The 20,831-nt window shown below is 72.0% G+C and carries 15 protein-coding genes; 6 read left to right on the top strand and 9 right to left on the bottom strand.

What is annotated here, in order from left to right; translation table 11 throughout:
* Nucleotides 1–11: 11 nt before the first annotated feature.
* Together ACOJV7_RS01505 and fabG are read right to left on the bottom strand one after the other, a co-directional pair.
* Nucleotides 12–1,136 (bottom strand): acyltransferase family protein, encoded by a 1,125-nt coding sequence (locus ACOJV7_RS01505; RefSeq protein ID WP_420188395.1) that lies wholly within the window; start codon nt 1,134–1,136, stop codon nt 12–14.
* A complete protein-coding gene (gene fabG / locus ACOJV7_RS01500) occupies nt 1,114–1,869 on the bottom strand; it encodes a 3-oxoacyl-ACP reductase FabG (RefSeq protein WP_420188394.1) in 756 nt (251 codons plus the stop codon). The genes ACOJV7_RS01505 and fabG overlap by 23 nt, the downstream gene beginning before the upstream one ends.
* A gap of 168 nt (nt 1,870–2,037) precedes the next feature.
* Between fabG and glgX the strand changes: the two genes are divergently transcribed.
* From glgX to treZ, 3 genes are read left to right on the top strand one after another with little or no spacing between them, the layout of a single operon-like run.
* Nucleotides 2,038–4,188 (top strand): glycogen debranching protein GlgX, encoded by a 2,151-nt coding sequence (gene glgX / locus ACOJV7_RS01495; RefSeq protein ID WP_420188393.1) that lies wholly within the window; start codon nt 2,038–2,040, stop codon nt 4,186–4,188.
* Between the two features lie 5 nt (nt 4,189–4,193).
* Nucleotides 4,194–6,662, top strand: coding sequence for a malto-oligosyltrehalose synthase (gene treY / locus ACOJV7_RS01490; RefSeq protein WP_420188392.1), 2,469 nt, complete (start codon nt 4,194–4,196; stop codon nt 6,660–6,662).
* The gene (gene treZ / locus ACOJV7_RS01485) at nt 6,659–8,404 is read left to right on the top strand and encodes a malto-oligosyltrehalose trehalohydrolase (protein WP_420188391.1); all 1,746 of its coding nucleotides are present in this window, start codon (nt 6,659–6,661) and stop codon (nt 8,402–8,404) included. Before treY ends, treZ begins: the two co-directional genes overlap by 4 nt.
* 77 nt (nt 8,405–8,481) lie before the next feature.
* On the opposite strand, the gene ACOJV7_RS01480 is transcribed toward treZ, so the two are convergent.
* Nucleotides 8,482–9,444 carry an acyl-CoA thioesterase gene (locus ACOJV7_RS01480; protein WP_420188390.1) on the bottom strand — a complete coding sequence of 321 codons (963 nt, stop codon included), beginning with the start codon at nt 9,442–9,444 and terminating at the stop codon, nt 8,482–8,484.
* Between the two features lie 26 nt (nt 9,445–9,470).
* Nucleotides 9,471–10,928: a MocR-like transcription factor YczR gene (gene yczR, locus ACOJV7_RS01475; RefSeq protein ID WP_420188389.1), complete on the bottom strand. Its 1,458-nt coding sequence runs from the start codon at nt 10,926–10,928 to the stop codon at nt 9,471–9,473.
* Between the two features lie 62 nt (nt 10,929–10,990).
* On the opposite strand from yczR, the gene yczE reads away from it, so the two are divergent.
* Nucleotides 10,991–11,779 carry a membrane protein YczE gene (gene yczE / locus ACOJV7_RS01470; protein WP_420188388.1) on the top strand — a complete coding sequence of 263 codons (789 nt, stop codon included), beginning with the start codon at nt 10,991–10,993 and terminating at the stop codon, nt 11,777–11,779.
* Here the strand turns inward: yczE and ACOJV7_RS01465 are convergent.
* Together ACOJV7_RS01465 and ACOJV7_RS01460 are read right to left on the bottom strand one after the other, a co-directional pair.
* Entirely contained in the window at nt 11,690–13,837 is a 2,148-nt protein-coding gene (locus ACOJV7_RS01465; protein ID WP_420188387.1) for a RecQ family ATP-dependent DNA helicase, read from the bottom strand. The genes yczE and ACOJV7_RS01465 overlap by 90 nt on opposite strands.
* 34 nt (nt 13,838–13,871) lie before the next feature.
* Complete coding sequence (locus ACOJV7_RS01460; protein ID WP_420188386.1) at nt 13,872–15,263, bottom strand: serine hydrolase domain-containing protein; 1,392 nt, start codon at nt 15,261–15,263, stop codon at nt 13,872–13,874.
* Between the two features lie 57 nt (nt 15,264–15,320).
* On the opposite strand from ACOJV7_RS01460, the gene ACOJV7_RS01455 reads away from it, so the two are divergent.
* Together ACOJV7_RS01455 and ACOJV7_RS01450 are read left to right on the top strand one after the other, a co-directional pair.
* Nucleotides 15,321–15,791 carry an acyl-CoA thioesterase gene (locus ACOJV7_RS01455; RefSeq protein WP_420188385.1) on the top strand — a complete coding sequence of 157 codons (471 nt, stop codon included), beginning with the start codon at nt 15,321–15,323 and terminating at the stop codon, nt 15,789–15,791.
* Complete coding sequence (locus ACOJV7_RS01450) at nt 15,788–16,480, top strand: DUF8185 domain-containing protein (protein WP_420188384.1); 693 nt, start codon at nt 15,788–15,790, stop codon at nt 16,478–16,480. Before ACOJV7_RS01455 ends, ACOJV7_RS01450 begins: the two co-directional genes overlap by 4 nt.
* A gap of 60 nt (nt 16,481–16,540) precedes the next feature.
* Here ACOJV7_RS01450 and ACOJV7_RS01445 read toward each other — a convergent pair whose 3' ends face one another.
* The 3 genes from ACOJV7_RS01445 to ACOJV7_RS01435 form a co-directional block, all read right to left on the bottom strand.
* On the bottom strand, nt 16,541–18,046 hold the full coding sequence (locus tag ACOJV7_RS01445; protein ID WP_420188383.1) for an HNH endonuclease signature motif containing protein: 1,506 nt from the start codon (nt 18,044–18,046) through the stop codon (nt 16,541–16,543).
* 450 nt (nt 18,047–18,496) lie between these two features.
* Entirely contained in the window at nt 18,497–19,906 is a 1,410-nt protein-coding gene (locus ACOJV7_RS01440; RefSeq protein WP_420188382.1) for an MFS transporter, read from the bottom strand.
* A 107-nt stretch (nt 19,907–20,013) separates the two neighbouring features.
* Nucleotides 20,014–20,829: a glycerophosphodiester phosphodiesterase family protein gene (locus tag ACOJV7_RS01435; RefSeq protein WP_420188381.1), complete on the bottom strand. Its 816-nt coding sequence runs from the start codon at nt 20,827–20,829 to the stop codon at nt 20,014–20,016.
* Nucleotides 20,830–20,831: the final 2 nt, after the last annotated feature.

Here is a 20,831-nt window from a genome sequence, read left to right as displayed (position 1 = left end):
TTGGAAGAGAGTCAGTGCCGGCGACCTGGGAGCTGGAAGAGCCACGGCGCGTGCAGCCGTCGGCCGAGCCACCACAGGCCGAGCGGTCCGAGGACGCCGGCGACGGTCCCGACGACCATGTGGACGGTGAGGTCCGTGACGTCGGCGACGCTGAGGAGCTTGCGGGCCATGCCGGTGAGGACGACGTGCGCGAGGAAGATCTCGAGCGAGCGCTCGCCGAGGAACGCCAGTGGCCGCCCCACGGCCCGCCGCCCGATGCTCGCGGACAGGGCGAAGACGCCGAGGCACAGCGCGATGGACGTGGGGACGCCCCAGGCGCAGGCCCACAGGGTGCGCGGGCCCATCCACGACGTCGGTGGCATCGGGTCGGTCGACCAGAGCGCGGCCGCACCGGCGCCGATTCCGACCAGCGCGACCCACCTGGCGCGCGCGGAGCGGGTGAGGGCGGCTAGCCGCTCGCGCCCGGCGAGCATGCCGACCCACACGAACGCGAGCAGTGCGAGGCCCTCCAGAAACACCCACGGACCGGTCCAGCCCCAGGCGAGCAGGCAGCCCGCGGCGACGACGACCGACGAGGCGACCGCCCGCGCCCGGCTGCTCCACGGCCTCACGAGCGCGCCCGCCACGGTGACGAGGACGAGGAACCCCAGCCACCACAACGGTCCGTCGGCGACGAGCAGGGCGTGCAGCCGGTCGCCGACGAAGCCGTCCCAGCGTCCGGCCACGACCTCGGGCTCGACGGCGTCGACACCCTCCTTGGCTGCCTGGGCCGCAACGTCGGTGAAGCGGCGGGTGACGCCGAAGAGGACGGTCCACACGGCATACAGCCAGGCGAAGAGGGCGACCCGTGAGCGGATGTAGCGGCGAGGTCCGTGCTTCTCGACACCCGGTCGGAGGAAGACGCCGAGCAACACGGCGAAGATCGTGAGGTGCCACGCATAGAAGGCGTCGTCCACCTCGAGGACGACCGGGGACGTGCGCGGCACGAGGTCCGCCGCGGTCAGTCCGCGCAGGACGTGACCGATGACGATGGCGAGGATCGCGATGCCACGGGCGACGTCGAAGGCGCGGTCCCGTGCGGGCGCGGCCCCTCGCGCCGGTGCGTTCTCGCGCTCAGTCGAGGGGGCCCCCGGCAACGTAGATCACCTGGCCCGAGACGAAGCCAGCCTCCTCCGAGCAGAGGAACGAGATCGTGGCCGCGATGTCCTCCGGCTGGCCCACGCGCCCCACGGGCGTCTGCTTCGCCGCGCCGGCGAGGAAGTCCTCGAACGACACGCCCATCCGCTCGGCCGTGGCGGCCGTCATGTCCGTCTGGATGAACCCGGGCGCCACCGCGTTGGCCGTGACCCCGAACGTGCCGAGCTCGATCGCCAGCGTCTTGGTGAAGCCCTGGAGCCCCGCCTTCGCGGCGGAGTAGTTGGCCTGACCGCGGTTGCCCTGCGCCGACGACGACGACAGGTTGACGATCCGTCCGAACTTCTCCGCCGTCATGTGCGCCTGGCAGGCCCGCGTCATGAGGAAGGCACCGCGCAGGTGCACGTTCATCACCGAGTCCCAGTCGTCCTCGGTCATGCGGAAGATGAGGTTGTCGCGGATGATGCCGGCGTTGTTGACGAGCACGACCGGCGGGCCCAGCTCGTCGGCGATGCGGGCCACCCCCGCCTCGACCTGCTCTGTGTGCGAGACGTCGATCCCGACCCCGACGGCAGACCCGCCGTCCTCGCGGATCGAGGAGGCGACCACCTCGCAGGCGGCCTCGTCGAGGTCGGCGACCGCGACGGCATACCCGTCCTTGGCGAGGCGCCGAGCGGTGGCCGCGCCGATCCCGCGAGCGGCTCCGGTGACGACGGCGGTGCGGGTATGGGTCACGTGGGGTCCTTCGGGGTACGGGGAGGTGCAAGACGTTGGGTAGGTTGGCGTACTGCGCCGAACGATACCCAGCCACGTCCCACCGGCTTGTCGTCCGCGCCCCGCGGGCCGCCGTCGTCCCGTGAGAGGAAATCGAGCTTGACCCAGAACACGATGTTGGAGGCGGCCTTGGAGATTTGGCCCGGATCGGCGTACCCGCTCGGAGCGACCTATGACGGAAGCGGAGTGAACTTCGCGCTGTTCAGCGAGGTGGCCGAGAACGTCGAGCTGTGCCTCGTCGACGACGACGGCACCGAGACCCGCATCGACATGCCCGAGGTCGACCACTTCGTGTGGCACGGCTACATCCCCAACCTGCAGCCGGGGCAGCGCTACGGCTACCGCGTCCACGGGCCCTACGCGCCCGAGGAGGGGCACCGCTGCGACCCGAGCAAGCTCCTGCTCGACCCCTACGCGAAGGCGATCGAGGGGCAGGTGAGCAACGACCAGTCCCTTTTCTCCTACGACTTCCTCGACCCGGAGACGCGCAACACCGACGACTCGCTGGGCAAGACGATGCTCAGCGTCGTCATCAACCCCTTCTTCGACTGGGGCCACGACCGCCCGCCGCGTCACGAGTACCACGACACCGTCATCTACGAGGCGCACGTCAAGGGCCTGACGATGACGCACCCGGACCTGCCCCAGGAGATCCGCGGGACCTACGCCGCCATCGGCCACCCGGTGATCATCGAGCACCTCAAGGAGCTCGGCATCAACGCGATCGAGCTCATGCCGGTGCACCAGTTCGTCCAGGACACCTCGCTCCAGGCCAAGGGACTGACGAACTACTGGGGCTACAACACGATCGGCTTCCTCGCGCCGCACAACTCCTATGCCCAGGGCCAGCGCGGGCAGCAGGTCACCGAGTTCAAGGCCATGGTCAAGGCGCTGCACGAGGCCGACATCGAGGTCATCCTCGACGTCGTCTACAACCACACCGCCGAGGGCAACGAGTTCGGCCCGACGATCTGCTTCCGCGGCATCGACAACGCGAGCTACTACCGGCTCGTCGACGACGCCAAGCAGCACTACTACGACACGACCGGCACGGGCAACAGCCTGCTCATGCGCAACCCGCACGTGCTCCAGCTCATCATGGACTCGCTGCGCTACTGGGTCACCGAGATGCACGTCGACGGCTTCCGCTTCGACCTGGCGGCGACCCTGGCCCGGCAGTTCCACGAGGTCGACAAGCTCTCGGCGTTCTTCGACCTCATCCAGCAGGACCCGGTGATCTCGCAGGTCAAGCTCATCGCGGAGCCTTGGGACGTCGGTGACGGCGGCTATCAGGTCGGCAACTTCCCGCCGCTGTGGACGGAGTGGAACGGCAAGTACCGCGACACCGTTCGCGACTTCTGGCGCGGCGTCCCGGCGACCCTGGGCGAGTTCGCCTCGCGCATCACCGGCTCGAGCGACCTCTACGAGCACAGCGGCCGCAAGCCGATCGCCTCGATCAACTTCATCACCGCCCACGACGGCTTCACCCTGCGCGACGTCGTCTCCTACGACGAGAAGCACAACGAGGCCAACGGCGAGGACGGCAACGACGGCGAGTCGCACAACCGGTCGTGGAACCACGGCGTCGAGGGCCCGACCGACGACCCGGAGATCAAGGCCCTGCGCCTGCGCCAGCTCCGCAACTTCCTCACCACCCTGCTCCTGTCGCAGGGCGTGCCGATGATCAGCCACGGCGACGAGATCGGTCGCACGCAGGACGGCAACAACAACGTCTACTGCCAGGACAACGAGCTCTCGTGGGTCGACTGGCGGCTCAGCGAGGAGCAGCTCCAGCTCCTCGAGTTCACCAAGGCCGCGGTCCGGCTGCGCCGCAGGCACCCGGTCTTCCGCCGTCGGCGCTTCTTCGCCGGCTCCGCCGAGCACGGCGGCGAGTCCACCCTCGGTGACATCTACTGGCTCCAGCCGTCCGGCGAGCCCATGGACGAGGGCGGCTGGGACGGTGAGAGCCTCCAGGTCGCCATGTGGCTCAACGGCGGCGCGATCCACGAGCCCGACACGCGCGGCCAGACGATCACCGACGACGACTTCCTCGTCCTCTTCAACGCGGACGCGGAGGAGGTGGCGTTCACCCTGCCGTCGTCGACCTGGGGCGAGCGCTGGTTGACCGAGATCGACACCTGCGCCGACATCGTCGACCCGGGCTGGCGCGACGCCGGGTCGCAGGTCGCCGTCGGTCCGCGCGCTGTCGTCGTCCTCCGGTGCCCGCGCGAGGAGGTCACCGTGCCGACCGGCGCCGCGACGTCCGAGCGAACGGTCTGATGCGTATGCCGGCAGCCCCCGTCGTGGTCGGACCCTCCGGCCGCGCCGTGCCCACCTCGACCTACCGCCTCCAGGTGCACGGCGGGTTCGGGTTCGACGCGGCAGCGGAGCAGACGGGATACATCGCGTCTCTCGGTGTCTCGCACCTCTATCTGTCGCCGATCCTCCAGCCCGCCCCCGGCTCGACGCACGGCTACGACGTCGTCGACCACACGCGACTCAACGAGGAGGCCGGTGGGCGCGAGGCGTTCGACCGGCTCGTTGCGGCCGCGCACGCCGCGGGGCTCGGGATCGTCGTCGACGTCGTGCCGAACCACATGACGGTGCCCGACGCGACGTGGCGTAACGGGGCACTGTGGTCACTGCTGCGCGAGGGCCGCGCGTCCGAGGCGGCGCGCTGGTTCGACATCGACTGGGACGCGCAGGAGGGGCGGGTGCTCATGCCCGTCCTCGGCGGGTCGCTCGAGGAGGCGCTGTCCGCGGGCGAGCTGTCGGTGGCCCGCGACGGTGGTGCGGGTGGCGACGAGACCGTGCTGCGCTACTACGACCACGAGTACCCCGTGGCCGTCGGAACCGAAGACCTGCCGCTCGCGGATCTCGTTGCGGCGCAGCCCTATCGGCTGACCTTCTGGCGCGACGGCGCGACCGACCTCAACTACCGCCGGTTCTTCGACGTGACCTCGCTCAAGGCCGTGCGGGTCGAGGACCCCGACGTCTTCGAGGCGACGCACCGGTTGCTCCTCGAGCTCTTCGAGGAGGGGGCGGTCGACGGGTTCCGGATCGACCACCCGGACGGGCTCGCCGACCCGGGTGGCTACCTCGCCCGGCTCGCCGATGCCACCGGCGACGCCTGGGTCGTCGCCGAGAAGATCCTCGAGGGCGAGGAGCAGCTGCCGGAGTCGTGGCGGTGCGCCGGGACGACCGGCTACGACACGCTGCTCCGGGTCCAGCAGGTCCTGACGTCAGGGGCCGGCGACACGGTGCTCGACCGGCTCTGGGCCGAGCAGGCACCGGCCGGGCGCGAGGCACTGGACGACGTCGTCCTCGAGTCCAAGCAGCTCGTCGTCGAGACGGTGCAGGCTGCCGAGCTCAACCGCCTCATGCGGCTGGTCGGGGTCATCGTGCCGGGGGAGGACCTCGACGCGCTGAGGCGTGCGCTCGGCGCGCTGCTCGTCTCGATGGACCGCTACCGCGCCTACCTCGTGCCCGGCGGCCGTCCCGACCCGGCCCAACGGGCGGTCCTTCACGGGGCGGGGCAGCGCGCCGGTGCCCTGCTGGGTGACGAGGACCGCGACGCCCTGCACCTCGTCCTGCGCCTCGTCGCGGGGGCCACGCTGCCCGAGGCGGCCGAGGGCAGCGAGGCCGCTGCCGTCGAGCTCATGGTGCGCTTCCAGCAGACCTGTGGGCCGGTCATGGCCAAGGGCATCGAGGACACGGCCTTCTATCGCTGGTTCCGCCTCAGCGGCGCGAACGAGGTCGGTGGGCACCCGTCGCACCTCTCGATCAGTGCCGACGAGTTCCACGCGTTCGAGGCACGGCAGCTCGCCACCTGGCCGACGACGATGACGACGCTCACCACGCACGACACCAAGCGCTCCGAGGACGTCCGGGCCCGGCTCATGACCCTCGCCGAGTCGGCGGACGACTGGGCGACGTGGGTGCATGAGGCGTCCGATCTTGTTGCGGCACAGCGTGACCCGCTCGTCGACCCTGCCACCGAGTACCTCGTGTGGCAGACCGTCCTCGGCGCGTGGCCGATCTCTCCCGACCGGATCGAGGGCTACGTCCTCAAGGCGGTCCGCGAGGCCAAGGACCACACGGCCTGGGTGGACGGTGACGCGGACTACGAGGCGGCCGTGGTGGCGTTCGCCCGGTCCGCCGTGGTCGATGACGCGGTGGCGCGACACGTCGAGTTGTGGCTGGCCGAGCACTCGGTGTCGGTGCGCGCGAACGTCCTCGGGCAGAAGCTGCTCCAGCTCGTCGCGGTCGGTGTGCCTGATGTCTACCAGGGCGCCGAGCTCCAGGCGCTCACCCTCGTCGACCCCGACAACCGCGGAGCCGTCGACTATGACGAGCGCGTTGAGCGGCTGGGTCGCCTCGACGCGGGCGAGCGCCCGCGGGACCTCGATGACGAGAAGCTCCTCGTCACGGCCGCCGGGCTGCGGGTGCGCCGGGAGCTGCCCGAGGTGTTCGTCGGGTCGGGCTCGACCTACGAGGCCGTCGTCACGAGCTCGCCGCACGCGCTGGCGCTCGCCCGTGGCGACGACTCGGGGCCGCAGGTCGTGGTCGTGGTGACGCGCGAAGCCGACCGGCTCGCCGAGGCGGGAGGGTTCGGTGACGCCACGGTGTCCCTGCCCGAGGGTGAGTGGCGAAATGTGTTGTCCGAGAGTGCAACTGGTGTGTTCGGGGGCGAGGCGACGCTGTCCGACGTGTTGGCCGATCTTCCCGTCGCGCTCCTGAGGAGGCAGCCGTGATCAAGGTCTGGGCACCCGAGGCGCAGACGGTCGAGATCGTCGTCGGTGCTCCTGACGAGGCGCCGGAGCGTGCACCGATGGTGCGCGACGACAAGGGCTGGTGGCGCTGGGAGGAGGGCACGGCATACGACGTCGTGGACTACGCCTTCGTCCTCGACGGTGAGGAGCCCGCGCTGCCCGACCCGCGCAGCGCGTGGCAGCCGCACGGCGTCGACGGGCCGAGCCGCACCTTCGACGTGGGCGCCTACGACTGGGCCGACGGCGGATGGCGCGGGCCGCGAGACGGTGCCGGGACGCTCGGTGGTGTCGTCTACGAGTGCCACATCGGGACGTTCACCGACGAGGGCACGTTCGACGCCGCGGTCCAGCGTCTCGACCACCTCGTCGAGCTCGGAGTCGACGTCGTTGAGATCCTGCCCGTGGCCGCGATCCCGGGACGGTGGGGCTGGGGCTACGACGGCGTCGACCTGTATGCCGTCCACGACGCCCTCGGTGGTCCGGCCGCCTTCCAGCGGTTCGTGGACGCGTGCCACGCACGCGGGCTCGGGGTCTGCCTCGACGTCGTCTACAACCACCTCGGGCCGAGCGGCAACTACCTCGGCCGGTTCGGTCCCTACTTCACCGACTCGCACATGACGCCGTGGGGCCCGGCGGTCAACCTCGACGCCCCCGGCTCCGAGGAGGTGCGGGCGTTCGTCGTCGAGAACGCGCTGCGCTGGCTGCGCGACTTCCACGTCGACGCGCTGCGGCTCGACGCCGTGCACGCGCTCGTCGACGAGGGGGAGCGACACCTCCTCGCGGAGCTCTCGGACGCCGTGGCCGCGCTGTCAAGCGAGCTCGGGCGCCCGCTCGACCTCATCGCCGAGAGCGACCTCAACGACACGGCGATGGTCACGCCGACAACCGAGGGCGGGTTCGGCATGACGGCCCAGTGGGCCGACGATGTCCACCATGGGCTGCACGTCGCGCTCACCGGCGAGACCCAGGGCTACTACGAGGACTTCGGCGGCGGCACGCGCACGATGCCCGACGGCGGCCCGCTCGACGTGCTCGCCCACGTGCTCACCCGGGGCTTCCTCCACGAGGGCACGTGGTCGACCTTCCGCGAGCGGGAGTGGGGGCGGCCGGTCGACGTCGACGCGCTCGACGGGCGCCGCCTCGTGACCTACCTCCAGACCCACGACCAGGTCGGCAACCGCGCGACGGGCGACCGCATCTCGGCCGGGATGCCTCCGGGGCGCGCGGCAATTGGTGCGGCGCTCTACCTGCTCGGGCCCGGCACGCCGATGATCTTCATGGGTGAGGAGTTCGCGGCGTCGACGCCGTGGCAGTTCTTCACCGACTTCACCGACGAGGGCATGGCCGAGGCGGTGCGGGCCGGGCGCCGGGCCGAGTTCGCTGCCCACGGCTGGTCCGAGTCCGAGGTGCCCGACCCGCAGTCACACGCGACGCGCGATGCCAGCGTGCTGCGCTGGGAGGAGCTGTCGTCGGAGCCGCACGCGTCGCTGCTCGGGTGGTACCGCGACCTCATCGCGTTGCGTCGCGCCGTCATCGGAACGTCCGAGACCCGCTTCGCCGACGTGACGTGCGCCGTGGAGGACGGCGGTGACACCTTCGTCATGACCCACCGCGGCATCGAGGTGCGCTCCGACCTGGCCAACGACACGGTGACGGTCACGACGGCGGGGGCGACGGGGGCGACGGGGGCGGACGGCATACCGACGTCCCTCACCTACCCCTGACATATTGCGCAGGAGCGACGTCAGCAGGCCGGATTTCGGCCATCGGATGTCGCTGGTGCGCAATCAGTCCGCGTGCGTCAGTCGCGGACGCGGAGCATGCCCTCCTGGGCGGTCGAGGCGACGAGCGTGCCGTCGGCGGTGAACATCCGGCCGATGGACAGGCCGCGTCCGCCCTGCGCCGACGGCGACTGCTGGGCATAGAGCAGCCAGTCGTCCGCACGCGCCGGCCGGTGGAACCACATCGCGTGGTCGAGGCTCGCGACGTTGAGCCCGCCGCCGACCCACTGACGGCCGTGCTTGCGGAGCACCGGCTCGAGGAGCGCGTAGTCGGACGCATAGGCGAGGACCGCTGAGTGCAGCAGCGGGTCGTCGGGCAGGCGGCCGACGGCGCGGGTCCACACGCTCTGCCGCGCGACCCGCTCCTCGGCGGGTGCGAGGAAGAGCTGGCCCTCGACGTGGCGCTGCTCGATGGCGCGGTCGGCGACGTGCTTGGCGCCGGGGTGGTCGATGCCGCCGAAGACGTCGCTGAGCGACTGCAACCCTTCGGGCCCGGGCACGTCGGGCATCTCGTCCTGGTGGTCGAGCCCGTCGGCCGGCTCCTGGAAGGAGCAGCTCATCGACAGGATCGGCTTGCCGTTCTGGATCGCGTGCGCGCGGCGGGTGGAGAACGAACGGCCGTCGCGCATCCGCTCGACCGCGAAGGTGATTGGCTGGGTGTCGTCGCCGGGACGCATGAAGTAGGCGTGCAGCGAGTGGATCGGGCGCGGTGCGTCGCCCTCGCCCGGCCCGACGGTGCGGCCGCAGGCGACGAGGCCCTGCGCCAGCACCTGCCCGCCGAAGACGCGGCCGTGCGGCATCTTCTGGCTCTGCCCGCGGAAGAGTGTCATCTCCTCGGCGAACGCCAGCGGCGACGTCGTGGCGCCCGAGCCGCCCCCGAGGGAGGCGGTGACGCTCATGTCCGCCCGGCCGACCTCCTCGAGGTCGAGGACGGCGAGCAGCTCGGCCAGCGCGGGAGGGGTATCGGCTGCGGCATCGTTCACAGGCGTCACCCTAACGACGCCCGTGCTCAGGCGACGAGGGGGCCGCGTGGTGGTCGGCGGGTGCCACGATGCCGCGCCGACGACCCGTCGGCGACGGTCGCGAGTGCGCGGGCCAGCCGCTCGACCGCCTCGGTGAGCTCGTCCGGGCCGAGGACGTAGGGCAGGCGGATCCAGCGGTCGAGCCCACCGGCCGCGGCGAAGCGCGGACCGTCGGCGAAGAGCAGCCCCTCGTCCTCGGCGGCCAGGGTGACCTCGAGCGCAACCGGCTTCGGCAGCTCGACCCAGAGCGACAGCCCGCCGCGTGGGACGACGAACCGCAGCCCGGGGCAGCGGGTACGCAGGGCCGTGACCAGAGCGTCGCGCGACTCGACGAGGAGCGCACGGCGCTCCTGGGTGATGCCCGGCGCGGCACGCATGAGGTGGAGCAGGACGAGCTGGTCGATGACGGGCGCACCGATGTCGAGTGGCACACGCGCGGCGTGGAGGCGCTCGTGCAGATGTTGGGGTGCGCGGATCCACCCGATCCGCAGCCCGCCCCAGTGTGACTTCGATGCGCTGCCCACCGAGACCGTGTCGTGGTGGTGGGCGCCGAAGGGCAGCGGCATCGGGCCGTCGTGGTCGAGGGCGATCTCGACGACCGTCTCGTCGACGATCGCCGTGGTCCTGGTGTGCCGCAATGCTTGTGCGACCTCGGCGCGCTGCTCGTCGGACATGAGGTTGCCGGTCGGGTTGTGGAAGTCCGGCAGGAGGAAGGCTGCCCGCGCACCCGCCGCCCGGATCGTCGACGTCATCGTCGGGACGTCCCACCCGGTGGGCTCGACGGGCACGGCGGCGATGCGGGCGCGCAGCTGGCGCAGCGTCGGGAAGATGTTCGGATAGGTCGGCGTCTCCATGACGACGGTGTCGCCGGCGGAGAGAAGCGCCCGCGCGGCGATGGCCGTGCCGACGACGGCCCCCGTTGTCACGAGCACCTCGTCGGCGCTCGTCGGAAGCCCGCGCTCGGTGTAGTGGTCGGCGATGGCCCGGCGCAGCTCGGGCACGCCGTCGACGTGGTAGCCGCTGCCGCTGAGGTAGTCCGGCGAGGCCGCGATCGCCGCCTCCGCGGCCTGGGTCATCCCGGCGGGCGCGCGCTGGGCCGCGCAGGTGAGGTCGATCGCCCCTTCGGGCACGTGCGGCGACAGGTGCAGGCCCGTGTCGCGTCGCACGACGCCCGCGGGCAGGCTCGCGACGCTGCCCGACCCGCGACGCGAGGTGAGGTAGCCACGGTCGCGGAGCACGGCATACGCGCTGCTCACGGTCGTGCGGCTCAGCCCCAGCGCGGCGGTGAGGTCGCGCTCGCTCGGCAGCCGCGTCCCGACCGCGATGCGGCCGTCCGCTATGAGGAGCCGCAGGGCGTCCGCGACGCCTTGGTATGCCGGACCCTCACGTCGCGCGGGCCCGATGAGGTCGGCGGCACGGACGGCGGAGAGGACGGGCGCGGGCATGGGGCCACTGTCGCACAAGTGGCCATGGATCGTCAGGCCACTTGTGGGGGAGGATGCTCGGCATGAGCCCGATCCAGTCCCTTCGCGCAGGTGCCGCCCGGCGCGTCGACCTCGTCCCGATGACCCCGATGGAGCAGCTGCGCGCCGGCCACACCGTGCGCCGCGTGACCCAGCTCCTCGTCGGGCTCTGGCTCTATGGCACGGCGATGGCGATGTTCATCCGCGCCGAGCTCGGGCTCGACCCGTGGGACGTCTTCCACTACGGTGTGCAGGAGAAGGTCGGCTGGAGCTTCGGCACCGTCGTGGTCGTCGTCGGCTTCCTCGTCCTGCTCCTTTGGATCCCGCTCCGACAGTGGCCGGGGCTCGGCACGGTCGCGAACGTCTTCGTCATCGGCATCGCCACCGACGTCATGCTCGCCGTGCTCGAGACGCCGGAGTCACTCTGGGTGCGGTGGGCGTTCCTCCTCGGCGGCATCCTTGTCAACGGGCTCGGCGGAGCGCTCTACATCGGCAGCCAGTACGGCCCCGGCCCTCGTGACGGGCTCATGACCGGACTGGCGCGCCGCACCGGCTTGTCGATCCGGGTCATCCGCACGGCCCTCGAGCTGAGCGTGCTCGCCGTCGGCTGGCTGCTCGGCGGCGTCGTCGGCGTCGGCACCGTGCTCTATGCGCTTCTCATCGGTCCGGCGGTCCAGGCGTTCCTGCCGCTCGTGACCGTGCGCGTCCACCCGCCGGCGCGGCTCGCCGCTCGGGAGGCCGGGTCAGCCGTCGACCGCCAGGGCGAAGGGCAGGACACCGTCGACCCCCGCTCGGCGGAGCTCGCGACCTGCGACGGTGAGCGTCCAGCGTGAGCTGACGAGGTCGTCGACGAGCAGGACCGGACCCCGCACCCCCGCCAGGGCGGCACGGAGGTCGGGCCCGACGACGAGGCGCTCCCACACGCCCGCGAGCCGGAACGCGCTGTTGCCACCCGGTTCGCCCGTGGGCCCGCCGTGCTCGAGGTCGAGGGTGCCGAGCAGGGGCAGTCGGCCGATCTCGGCGAGTCCGTGCGCGAGCGACTGGACGAGCTGGGGGTGCGATCGCGAAGGGACGGCGACGATGCCGGCCGGGCGCTCGCTCCAGCCCCATCCGGCGAGGACACCGACGCACGCGCGCAGCAGCTCGGGTGAGGCGGGTGCGTCCTCGCGCAGAACCTCGCGCAGCCGCTGGCCCCAGCCGAGGTCGCTGAGGCGGGCGAGGGCACGGCCGGGCGACAGGGCCTCGTCGGCCGGGATCTTGCCCTTGACCGGCACGCCGAGGCGGTCCATGCCCGTCGGCCACTGTGCCCTTGGGTCGAGGTCGACTCCCACGCGGGCCAGGCGCTCTCGGGCGGCGCCGACGACGGTGTCGGGCACATCGGTGGCATACCAAGGGCCTGCGCACGTGTCGCACCGCCCGCACGACTGCGCACTCATGTCGTCGAGCGTGCGCTGGAGGAAGGCCATCCGGCACTCGGTCGTGCGTTCGTAGTCGAGCATGAGCTGCTGCTCGTCGCTGCGTGACTGGGCGACCCGGGCGTAGCGCTCGGCGTCGTAGGTCCACGGGCGCCCTGTCGACGCCCAGCCGCCCTGGACGCGGGCGACAGCGCCGTCGACGTCGAGCACCTTGAGGAGCAGCTCGAGGCGGGTGCGGCGCACGTCGACGATCGTCTCGATCGCCGCCGTCGAGAGCGGTCGCCCGGCCTCGGCGAGGGCGCGGAGCACCGCGTCGGCCTGCTCCTGGCGGGGCATGGAGACCGACGCGAAGTACAGCCAGATGTCCTTGTCCTCGGGTCCGGGGAGCAGGAGCACGTCGGCGCGGTCGGTGGCGCGGCCGGCACGTCCGACCTGCTGGTAGTAGGCGACCGGTGACGACGGCGCCCCGAGGTGGACGACGAACCCGAGGTCGGGCTTGTCGAAGCCCATCCCGAGCGCGGAGGTCGCCACGAGCGCCTTGACCTCGTTGTCGCGCAGCTGGCCCTCGAGCCGCTCGCGGTCGGCGGGGTCGGTGCGGCCGGTGTAGGACGCGACCCGGTGGCCCGCCTCCGACAGGGCCGACGCGACCTCCTCGGCCGCGGCGACGGTGAGGGCATAGACGATGCCGCTGCCGGGCAGCTCGTCGAGATGCGCGAGCAGCCAGCCGAGGCGTTGCTCGGGCGACATGGAGCGCAGCACCCCGAGCCGCAGCGAGTCGCGCGCCAGCCCACCACGCACCGTGAGGACGTCGCGACCACCGACGCCGAGCTGCTCCACCACGTCCGTGACGACGCGCTGGTTGGCGGTCGCCGTCGTCGCGAGGACGGGGATGTCGTCGGGCAGGTCGGTGAGCAGGTCGCGGATCCGCCGGTAGTCGGGCCGGAAGTCGTGGCCCCAGTCCGAGACGCAGTGCGCCTCGTCGACGACGAGCAGGCCGCACCTGCGGGCGAGGTCGGGGAGCTGCTCGTCGCGGAACCGCGGGTTGTTGAGCCGCTCCGGGCTGACGAGGAGGACGTCGACGGCGTCGGAGGCCAGTGCGCCGCGCACCTCGTCCCAGTCCTGTGCGTTGGCGGAGTTCATCGTCACGGCGTGTATGCCGGCCCGCTCGGCCGCCGCGATCTGGTCGCGCATCAGCGCGAGCAGCGGCGAGATGATGACCGTCGGGCCCGCTCGCTGGGCGCGACGTAGCGCCGTCGCGACGAAGTAGACCGCCGACTTGCCCCACCCCGTGCGCTGCACGACGAGCACCCGTCGCCGTTCGGACACGAGGGCCGTGACGGCCTCGAGCTGGCCGTCGCGGAAGTCGACGTCGTCCCGTCCGACGAGCCGTCGCAGGGCCGCTCTGGCTTCCGCGGCCACGTCGGTCGGTGCGCCGCCCAGGGGCGGCGCGCTTCCGGCATACGTCTCGTTCGTCATGGTGCTCCCACCGTAGGCGTGACGCCCGACAGGCTCAGGCCCAGCCTCGCTCGTGGACGCCACCGGGCACGTCTGCGCTCGGGTCGTAGGGCGTGCGCGTGAAGCGGAAGGTCGCGACGTCGAGGTGCGAGACCGTGCCGTCCTCACGGCGGAGCACCCTCAGCGGCTCGCCGGTGTAGTAGCCGTCGAGGCCGACCCACTCGTCGTCCGACACGTGGCGGAAGCGGGACCCGCGACCGGCGCCGGGCTCGCCGAGGACGAGGTGCTCGCCGACGAACCGCGCCGTCTCGACCGCCGGACCCCAGTGCCAGGTGCCCGCCAGCTCGAGCACGTCAGGGGAGCCCGCCGCGACCCACGGCGTCACCGGTGCCGGCTCGAGCTCGCGCATCGTGCGGAGCAGCTGGCGCGGCAGGTCCTTGAGCACCTTGCTCGACGTCGTGTTGGTGAAGAGGACGACGCCGTCGCCCGCGGCACCCGGTGCGCCATCGCCGTTGCCGCCGCTCTCGTCGAGGTGAACGCGCAGGCTCGCGAGGAAGCCGGGCATCGAGCCTCCGTGGCCGGCGAACCGCGCACCGTCGACGTTCCACACCTGCCAGCCGAGCCCGTGCGAACCGGTCCACGGCTGCCCCGGCTCGTCGACGACGTGGTGGGGCTCGACCATCTCGGCGAGGGTGTCGGGCGACAGCAGGTCGCGAGTCTCGCCGCCGAGGAAGGCCGCCCACTTCGCGAGGTCGCCGACCGTCGTCCACAGCTGGCCGGCAGGGGCCATCGCACCGGCGTCGTGCTCGGGCTCGGGCAGCAGCACGTCGACGAAGGGATGCACTGCAAGTCCCTGTGCCGCAACGCCACTCGGCCGCGGGGTCGTCCGCGTCATCCCGAGCGGTTCGAGCAGCTCGTCGCGCACGACGTCGAACCACGGGCGCTCGCGGAGCACCTCGACGAGGCGACCGAGGGCGGCATACCCGGTGTTGGAGTAGTGGAATCGGCGGCCGGAGCGGAACCGGGTGCCGACGCCCGACCCGACGAGGTCGTCCCAGCCGCCGCCGGGCGTGCGCTCCCACCAGTCGCCCTGCGTCTCCGCCTGCACGCCCGCGGCGTGGCTGAGGAGCTGCTCGATGCTCACGTCGGCCAGGCCGCTGCCGGGCACGTGGGTGCCGAACCGGTCGGAGAGGTCGAGCAGGCCCTCGTCGCGCAGCCGCATCACGGCGACGGCGACGAAGGTCTTGGTGATCGACCCCATCCGGAACTGCGTGTCCGCGTCGACCTGAGCGCCGTCCGCGCGGCCGTCGACCGTTCCGACGGCTCCGGACCAGACGAGCTCGCCGCCGCGGACGAGACCGGCCGCCACGGAGGGCAGTCGGTGGTCGCGCTGGCCGGTGGCGAGGATGTGGTCGAGGTGGGCGTTCGTCGTGGGGGAGAGCGGCATCCGTCCACCCTAGGACCGCGGTCGCCGACGGCTGGTCCGGGCTGGGAGACTGGGCGCATGTCCGTGTCCGACGCCGCTCCCACCGCTCGTCCCTACCGCACCGAGGTGCCGTTGCGCTGGTCCGACATGGACGCCTACGGCCACGTCAACAACGTGCAGTACCTCCGGCTGCTCGAGGACGCGCGAGTCATCGGCTTCCGCGAGTGGTTCGGCGAGGAGCGCTCACTGCTCGACACCGGCGTCATCGTGTCGCGCCACGAGATCGAGTACGTCGCGCCTCTCACACACCGGCACGCTCCCATCGAGGTCGACATGTGGGTCACGCGGGTGCACGGCGCGGGCTTCGACCTCGGCTACGTCGTGCGCGACCCCGAGTCGCTCGGCGAACGCGTGTATGCCGTCGCCGAGACCGGACTCGTCGTCTACGACTTCACGACGTCACGGCCTCGCCGGCTCAGCCCGGAGGAGCGCGCGGTGCTCGACGAGCACGTCGGCGGACCGGTCGCCTTCCGGTGGTCGCGCCGGTGAGCGGCGCGGTCGTCTCCGAGCTCGTCCTCGCCGATCCCGAGTCGCTCCAGGACCTCGGCCGGTATGCCGCCCGCGCCCGTGCGCTCGACGCCGACGGTGCCGTGCGGCTCCAGGCCGTGGGGTCGGTGCTCGCGTCGTGGGTGTGCGTCCTGCCCGGGGCGGGCCTCATGGGGACCGGCACGACGCTCGGGCTGCGGACGTCGGCGCTCGATGTGCCGGCCGAGCTCGACGTCCTCGTGCCGCTGGCGGCTGTGTCGGACAGAGTTGCGCGGCCGGGGGAGCGGGCCGTACTGCCGGTGCCCCCGATGACGGGGTCGGCCGCGTGGGCCGCGGTGTCTCCGCCCCGGTCGGGGTGGCAAGTCGTCGGGTCGGTGGGTTCGGAGGCGCTGCAGCGGGTGGCGTCGGACGGCATCGCCGAGGTCGCCGACGGGACACCGGAAGGCGCGGGCTCGGCTGCCGTGGCGGCGCTGCGCGAACGCGTCTGGGGGCGGATCATCGGGACGGCCGACGGGGACGTCGGCGGCGGGGCGAGCGACCTCGAGAAGGGCGGACCGGCGTATCCCGCAGCTCTCGCCTTCGCCGGGTACGCGCTCGGGTTCCTCACTGCCGGTGCAGAGTCCACGATCGCGACCAACGGACGCTGGACCCGGCTCACGACGTCGGCGGGACACGCGCTCACTCGTCGCTGACCCCCTCGCGACGCACTCGGTGGACAGCCCGACGTGGCTCGCGTCGGGGGCGGGGCTGGGTCATGGTCGGTGCCACGTGGTGTCGTCGCCGGAGACGCGTTGGCCCGCCCCGCTCTCGCGGTAACCAGGTCCGGTATCGCCGTCTTCGGGGCCGGTGTCGAGGTGAGTGAGGGCCGTGTGGTTGTGCCCGGGTCCGCCGTGGCCGTGGCCGTGGCCGGTGTCGAGGCCGGTGAGGACGGCGTCGTAGGAGCCGCGGGTGAGGTCCCAGGTCACCTGCTGTCGTCCGTGCTCGTTGGTGGTGACGCGGCCGTGGAGGCGTCGGCTGTGCACGACGGTGTGGTGGCGTGGGCACAGCAGGGCTGCGTTGGTCAGGTCGGACGGGCCGCCGTCGGCCCAGTGGGTGAGGTGGTGGGCGTCGGTCCAGGCGGCTGGGGCGTCGCAGCCGGGGTAGGTGCAGTGCCGGTCGCGCAGCCAGAGCCGTTTGACCTGGGCGGGAGTGAACAGGCGGGTCGCGCGGCCGAGGTCGACGACCTCACCGCACGAGTTCAGGACGGTGGGGATGATGGTGGCGTCGCAGGCCCACCGCCGGACGGTGTCGGGAGTGACGAGGTCGCCGCTGGTGAGCGCCCCGAGCAGTGTCCCGGCGCCGGGGACGCCGAGCCTTGCGTCGGCGTGCGCTGACCCGCGGCCGGTTGCCTTGTGACGGGTCTGGAGGTCTGCGAGGGCGATGCCGACGAACACCTGCGCCTTGGTGGAGGACCAGGTGCGGTCTCCGGCGGTGAGGGCACGACCGACCACGGACACCAGCGCTTCGGCTCGGCGTTGCGCCACCGGTCGTTCGTCGGGTTCGCCGTCGGGTCCGGGCACGGGCGCTGACCCGGGACCGATCGCGGCCTCGAGCATGGCGCGTCCTTCGCGGGTGACGCGCAGGAGGTACTCGTACAGGCCGGGCGCGATCTCCTTCCCCGCAGAGAGGGCGGTACCGGCGCGGGCCTTGACCCCGGTGTCGTCGAACGCGCCATCGACGCCATGGGCGGCCAGCAGCCGTTCGCGCAGCTGCCGGACGGTGCGGGCGTCCTGCCGCTCACTTAGGGTCATGAGCCCGTCCCAGACGGTGTCCACCGCGTCCGGGTTGAGATGAGGTGCGAGCAGGCGCATCTCCTTGAGGGCGACCTGCGCGGCATCGACGCTGACCCGACCGATGACCACGGCCTCGCGCAGAATGTGGTTCGAGGGCTGGCGGCAGGCCTGCGCGACGTCGACCAGGCGGGAGGCGCCGGCGACGGCATACCGGCGGTGGTGCGCGACCACCCACTCGCGCGGCGTCTGCGGCGGTGAGGAGCAGCCGGGTTCGCCGCGGTCGATCGCCTCGACGGTGACCGCGACCTCGGCGCCCTCGCACGCGGCCGACAGTTCTCCGAGAGCCTCCATCCCGGCGGCGAGGTCGGCGCCGGAGGCCTGCCACAGCACCGACGGCAGCGCGGCGGCGGCTTCACGTGCGGCCTCGAGCCGGCGCAGGCACTCGGCGTACCCCAGGCTCGCTGCTGGCGTGGTCCCCTCCGTCATGCACCCACCCTAGAAGCGACCACTGACAGTCGCCGTCCGTCGAATACGACTGCAGCGCAGGCTTATTCGCCGGCCTGCATGGTTCGAGCCACGCCCGTCACACACGTCGCAGGCGTTGCGCTTCAGGTGGGAAAGTCACGCAGAAAAATGGATGAGCATACATCGAGCCTTCGACGGATCGGCCGTGTCCGCGTCAGCGACGGACTCGCGACACCGCGCCAGCCACCGCGACGCAGAGCATCCCCACCAGACCGGCGAGGGCCACAGGGATGCCAGCCGCGGCGATGAACATCCCGCCCGCCAGCCAACCGAACACAGAGGTCGCCACCCCGAGCGCCGCAACACCGGCGGTCAGGCGAAGAGCGTGTCGGTTCACCGTGCCTCCGAGGTCGAAGCGCGGCTGGTCCGAGGCCCCGCTGGTGCCCAAATCCTTGCAGAGGAGCCCAGCGCTCAGGTGCGGATGCGGCGACCCGCCATGACGACGAGCGTCGCCACGACAGCCGTCCCGCACCACATCGCCACGAACGCCGGCACGTCCTCGCCGGCCCGCGTGTGCAGCGCCGCGAAGACCGCACCCGTCGCCGCGATCCCGATGACCGACCCGAGTACGTCGGAGAGCTGGAGCGACGACGACGCCGAGCCGTGGTCGGCCGGCGCAGTGAGCGACAGCGCGAGCACGGACAGGCTCGCCGTCCCGAGCCCCATCCCCAGTCCGGCAACCGCCAGCGGCAGCGCGAGGAGCCACGGCCACCACCCGGCCCAGGTCACGAGCACGACCCCGGCCAGCCCCACGGCCAACGTCGCACCGCCCAGGACGACCAACCGGTCGCGTCGTCCCGCGAAGGTGTCACGCCCCTGCACCCACGACCCGAGCGACCACCCGATCGACCCGATCGCGAGCAGCGAGCCGGCCTGCGCCAGGGTGAGGCCACGCTCGCCGGTGAGCATGAGGGGGATGTAGGTGATCGTCCCGAAGAAGGCACACGGCAGGAAGAAGCGGCTGAGCATGACCGACGGCAGCCCGCGCCGCAGCGTGAACGTCCCCGCCGGCAGCAGCCGCGGCGCGCACAGCACCACGCCCAGCAGTCCGAGCAACCCACCGATCGTGCGCGGCGACCACTCGAGCTCGAGCTCGTGCGTGCCCCACTGCATGGCCCCGGCCGAGACCGCGATCCCCAGCCCGAGCCACGCCGCCCGCACGTGCGCCCGGTGGTCACGGCTCGAGGGCTCGACCCCGGCGTCCGCCGCGCGGATCTGCCCGCGCCGCACCACGAGGACCACGAGCGCCACGGCGACCGGTGCCACGACCATCCAGAAGACCCATCGCCACGACCAGGTCGAGGCCACCCAGCCGGCGAGCACCGGACCGACGAGCGAGGGCAGTACCCACGCCGCGCTGAGGACGCTGAAAACTTTGGGCCGCAACGCCTCCGGGTAGGCGCGCCCGATGACGACGAACCCGGCCACGAACGTCAGTCCGGCACCCAGTCCCGCCACCGCACGCCCGGCCAGGAAGACCGAGAACTCCGTCGCACCACCGCACAGCCCGCACCCGACGGCGAAGAGCAGCTGCCCGGCGAGCAGCGACGGCAGCGCACCCGACCGGTCGCACCACACCCCGGCGAGAACGATCCCGAGCAGCTGGGTCGTCAGCATGACCGAGAAGGCGAGCCCGTAGGAGCGCACCGCGTCGAGCTCGACGGCGACCTCGGGCATCGCCGTCGACACCGCCATCGACTCGAAGGCGATGACGGTGATGAGGGCGACGATGGCGAACGTCAGAGCGGCGAACTCCGACCCGAACAACCCACCGCCCCGGCGCTGCTCGACCCCCGTCTCGGCCAGTCCCCGTGTGCTCACGCGGTCACGCTACGCGAGTGCGCCGCGAGGTCTTCGTGGGCCCGCCGCAGCCCCAACGCGAGCCCGCCGCCAGCCAGCCGTGACGCCGGCGCGGGCCGTCTCCGCCCTCAGGCAGTCGGCTGCAGCGGGTGGCCGCGCTCAGCGAGCACATCCCTCAGCACGTCGATGTGGTCGGTGACGATGCCGTCGACGCCCAGGTCGAGCAGACGGTGCATCTCGGTCGCGTCCTCGTCGCTCCACGGGTGGAACCAGACGTGCACCTGCTTGCCGAGTCGGTGGGCGATGCGCAGCAGACCCGGTGTCACGAGAGTCAGCTCACGTCCGCGAGTCCGGTAGGCCACCGGGATCTGGAGCACCGGCGCCGAGGTGTGGAGCCAGCGCGACAGCATCGCCGGACTGTAGCGGAGCAGACCCGTCCCGACCTGCCCTGCCGCGGTGGCGAGACCCGGACCCAGCGCGCGTCGCGCCGCCCGCAACCGTCGCTCGCTGAACGACCCGATGCACACCCTCGAGACCGCGTTGTGGGCGCGGATCGTCTCGACCGTCGGCGCGAGCGCAGTGTCGGCCTTGATGTCGATGTTGAGCCGCGTCGTCGGGAACTCCTCGAGCAGCTCGGTGAGCAGCGGCACCGCGTCGGTGCCGTTGATCCGCGCCTTGGCCACGGCGGTATACGGGAGCTCGACGATCGCACCCTCGGCGTCGGTGACGCGGTCGAGGTGGGTGTCGTGGAAGGCGACGAGGTGCCCGTCCGAGGTCGCGTGGACGTCGGTCTCGAGGTACTGGTAGCCCATCGAGACGGCCTCACGGAAGGCCCGGACGGTGTTCTCGAGACCGACGTTCGGCTCGTATGCCGCACCGCCCCGATGCGCCATGGCGATCGGTCCGCTGTGCTCGAAGTAGGCGAAGTCGCCCGCGCGTGCCATGG

It is taken from the genome of Knoellia tibetensis, assembly GCF_048606415.1.
Lineage (GTDB): Bacteria > Actinomycetota > Actinomycetes > Actinomycetales > Dermatophilaceae > Knoellia > Knoellia tibetensis.
Note: the sequence above shows the minus strand (reverse complement) of the source record. Positions and strands in the feature narration are given on the sequence as shown.

Bases quoted from the DNA above. Each gene is read 5' to 3' on its own strand.
- treY (WP_420188392.1), top strand. From the start codon at position 4,194: ATGCCGGCAGCCCCCGTCGTGGTCGGACCCTCCGGCCGCGCCGTGCCC.
- yczR (WP_420188389.1), bottom strand. From the start codon at position 10,928: ATGCCCGCGCCCGTCCTCTCCGCCGTCCGTGCCGCCGACCTCATCGGG.
- yczE (WP_420188388.1), top strand. From the start codon at position 10,991: ATGAGCCCGATCCAGTCCCTTCGCGCAGGTGCCGCCCGGCGCGTCGAC.
- ACOJV7_RS01465 (WP_420188387.1), bottom strand. From the start codon at position 13,837: ATGACGAACGAGACGTATGCCGGAAGCGCGCCGCCCCTGGGCGGCGCA.
- ACOJV7_RS01460 (WP_420188386.1), bottom strand. From the start codon at position 15,263: ATGCCGCTCTCCCCCACGACGAACGCCCACCTCGACCACATCCTCGCC.
- ACOJV7_RS01455 (WP_420188385.1), top strand. From the start codon at position 15,321: ATGTCCGTGTCCGACGCCGCTCCCACCGCTCGTCCCTACCGCACCGAG.
- ACOJV7_RS01445 (WP_420188383.1), bottom strand. From the start codon at position 18,046: ATGACGGAGGGGACCACGCCAGCAGCGAGCCTGGGGTACGCCGAGTGC.
- ACOJV7_RS01435 (WP_420188381.1), bottom strand. From the start codon at position 20,829: ATGGCACGCGCGGGCGACTTCGCCTACTTCGAGCACAGCGGACCGATC.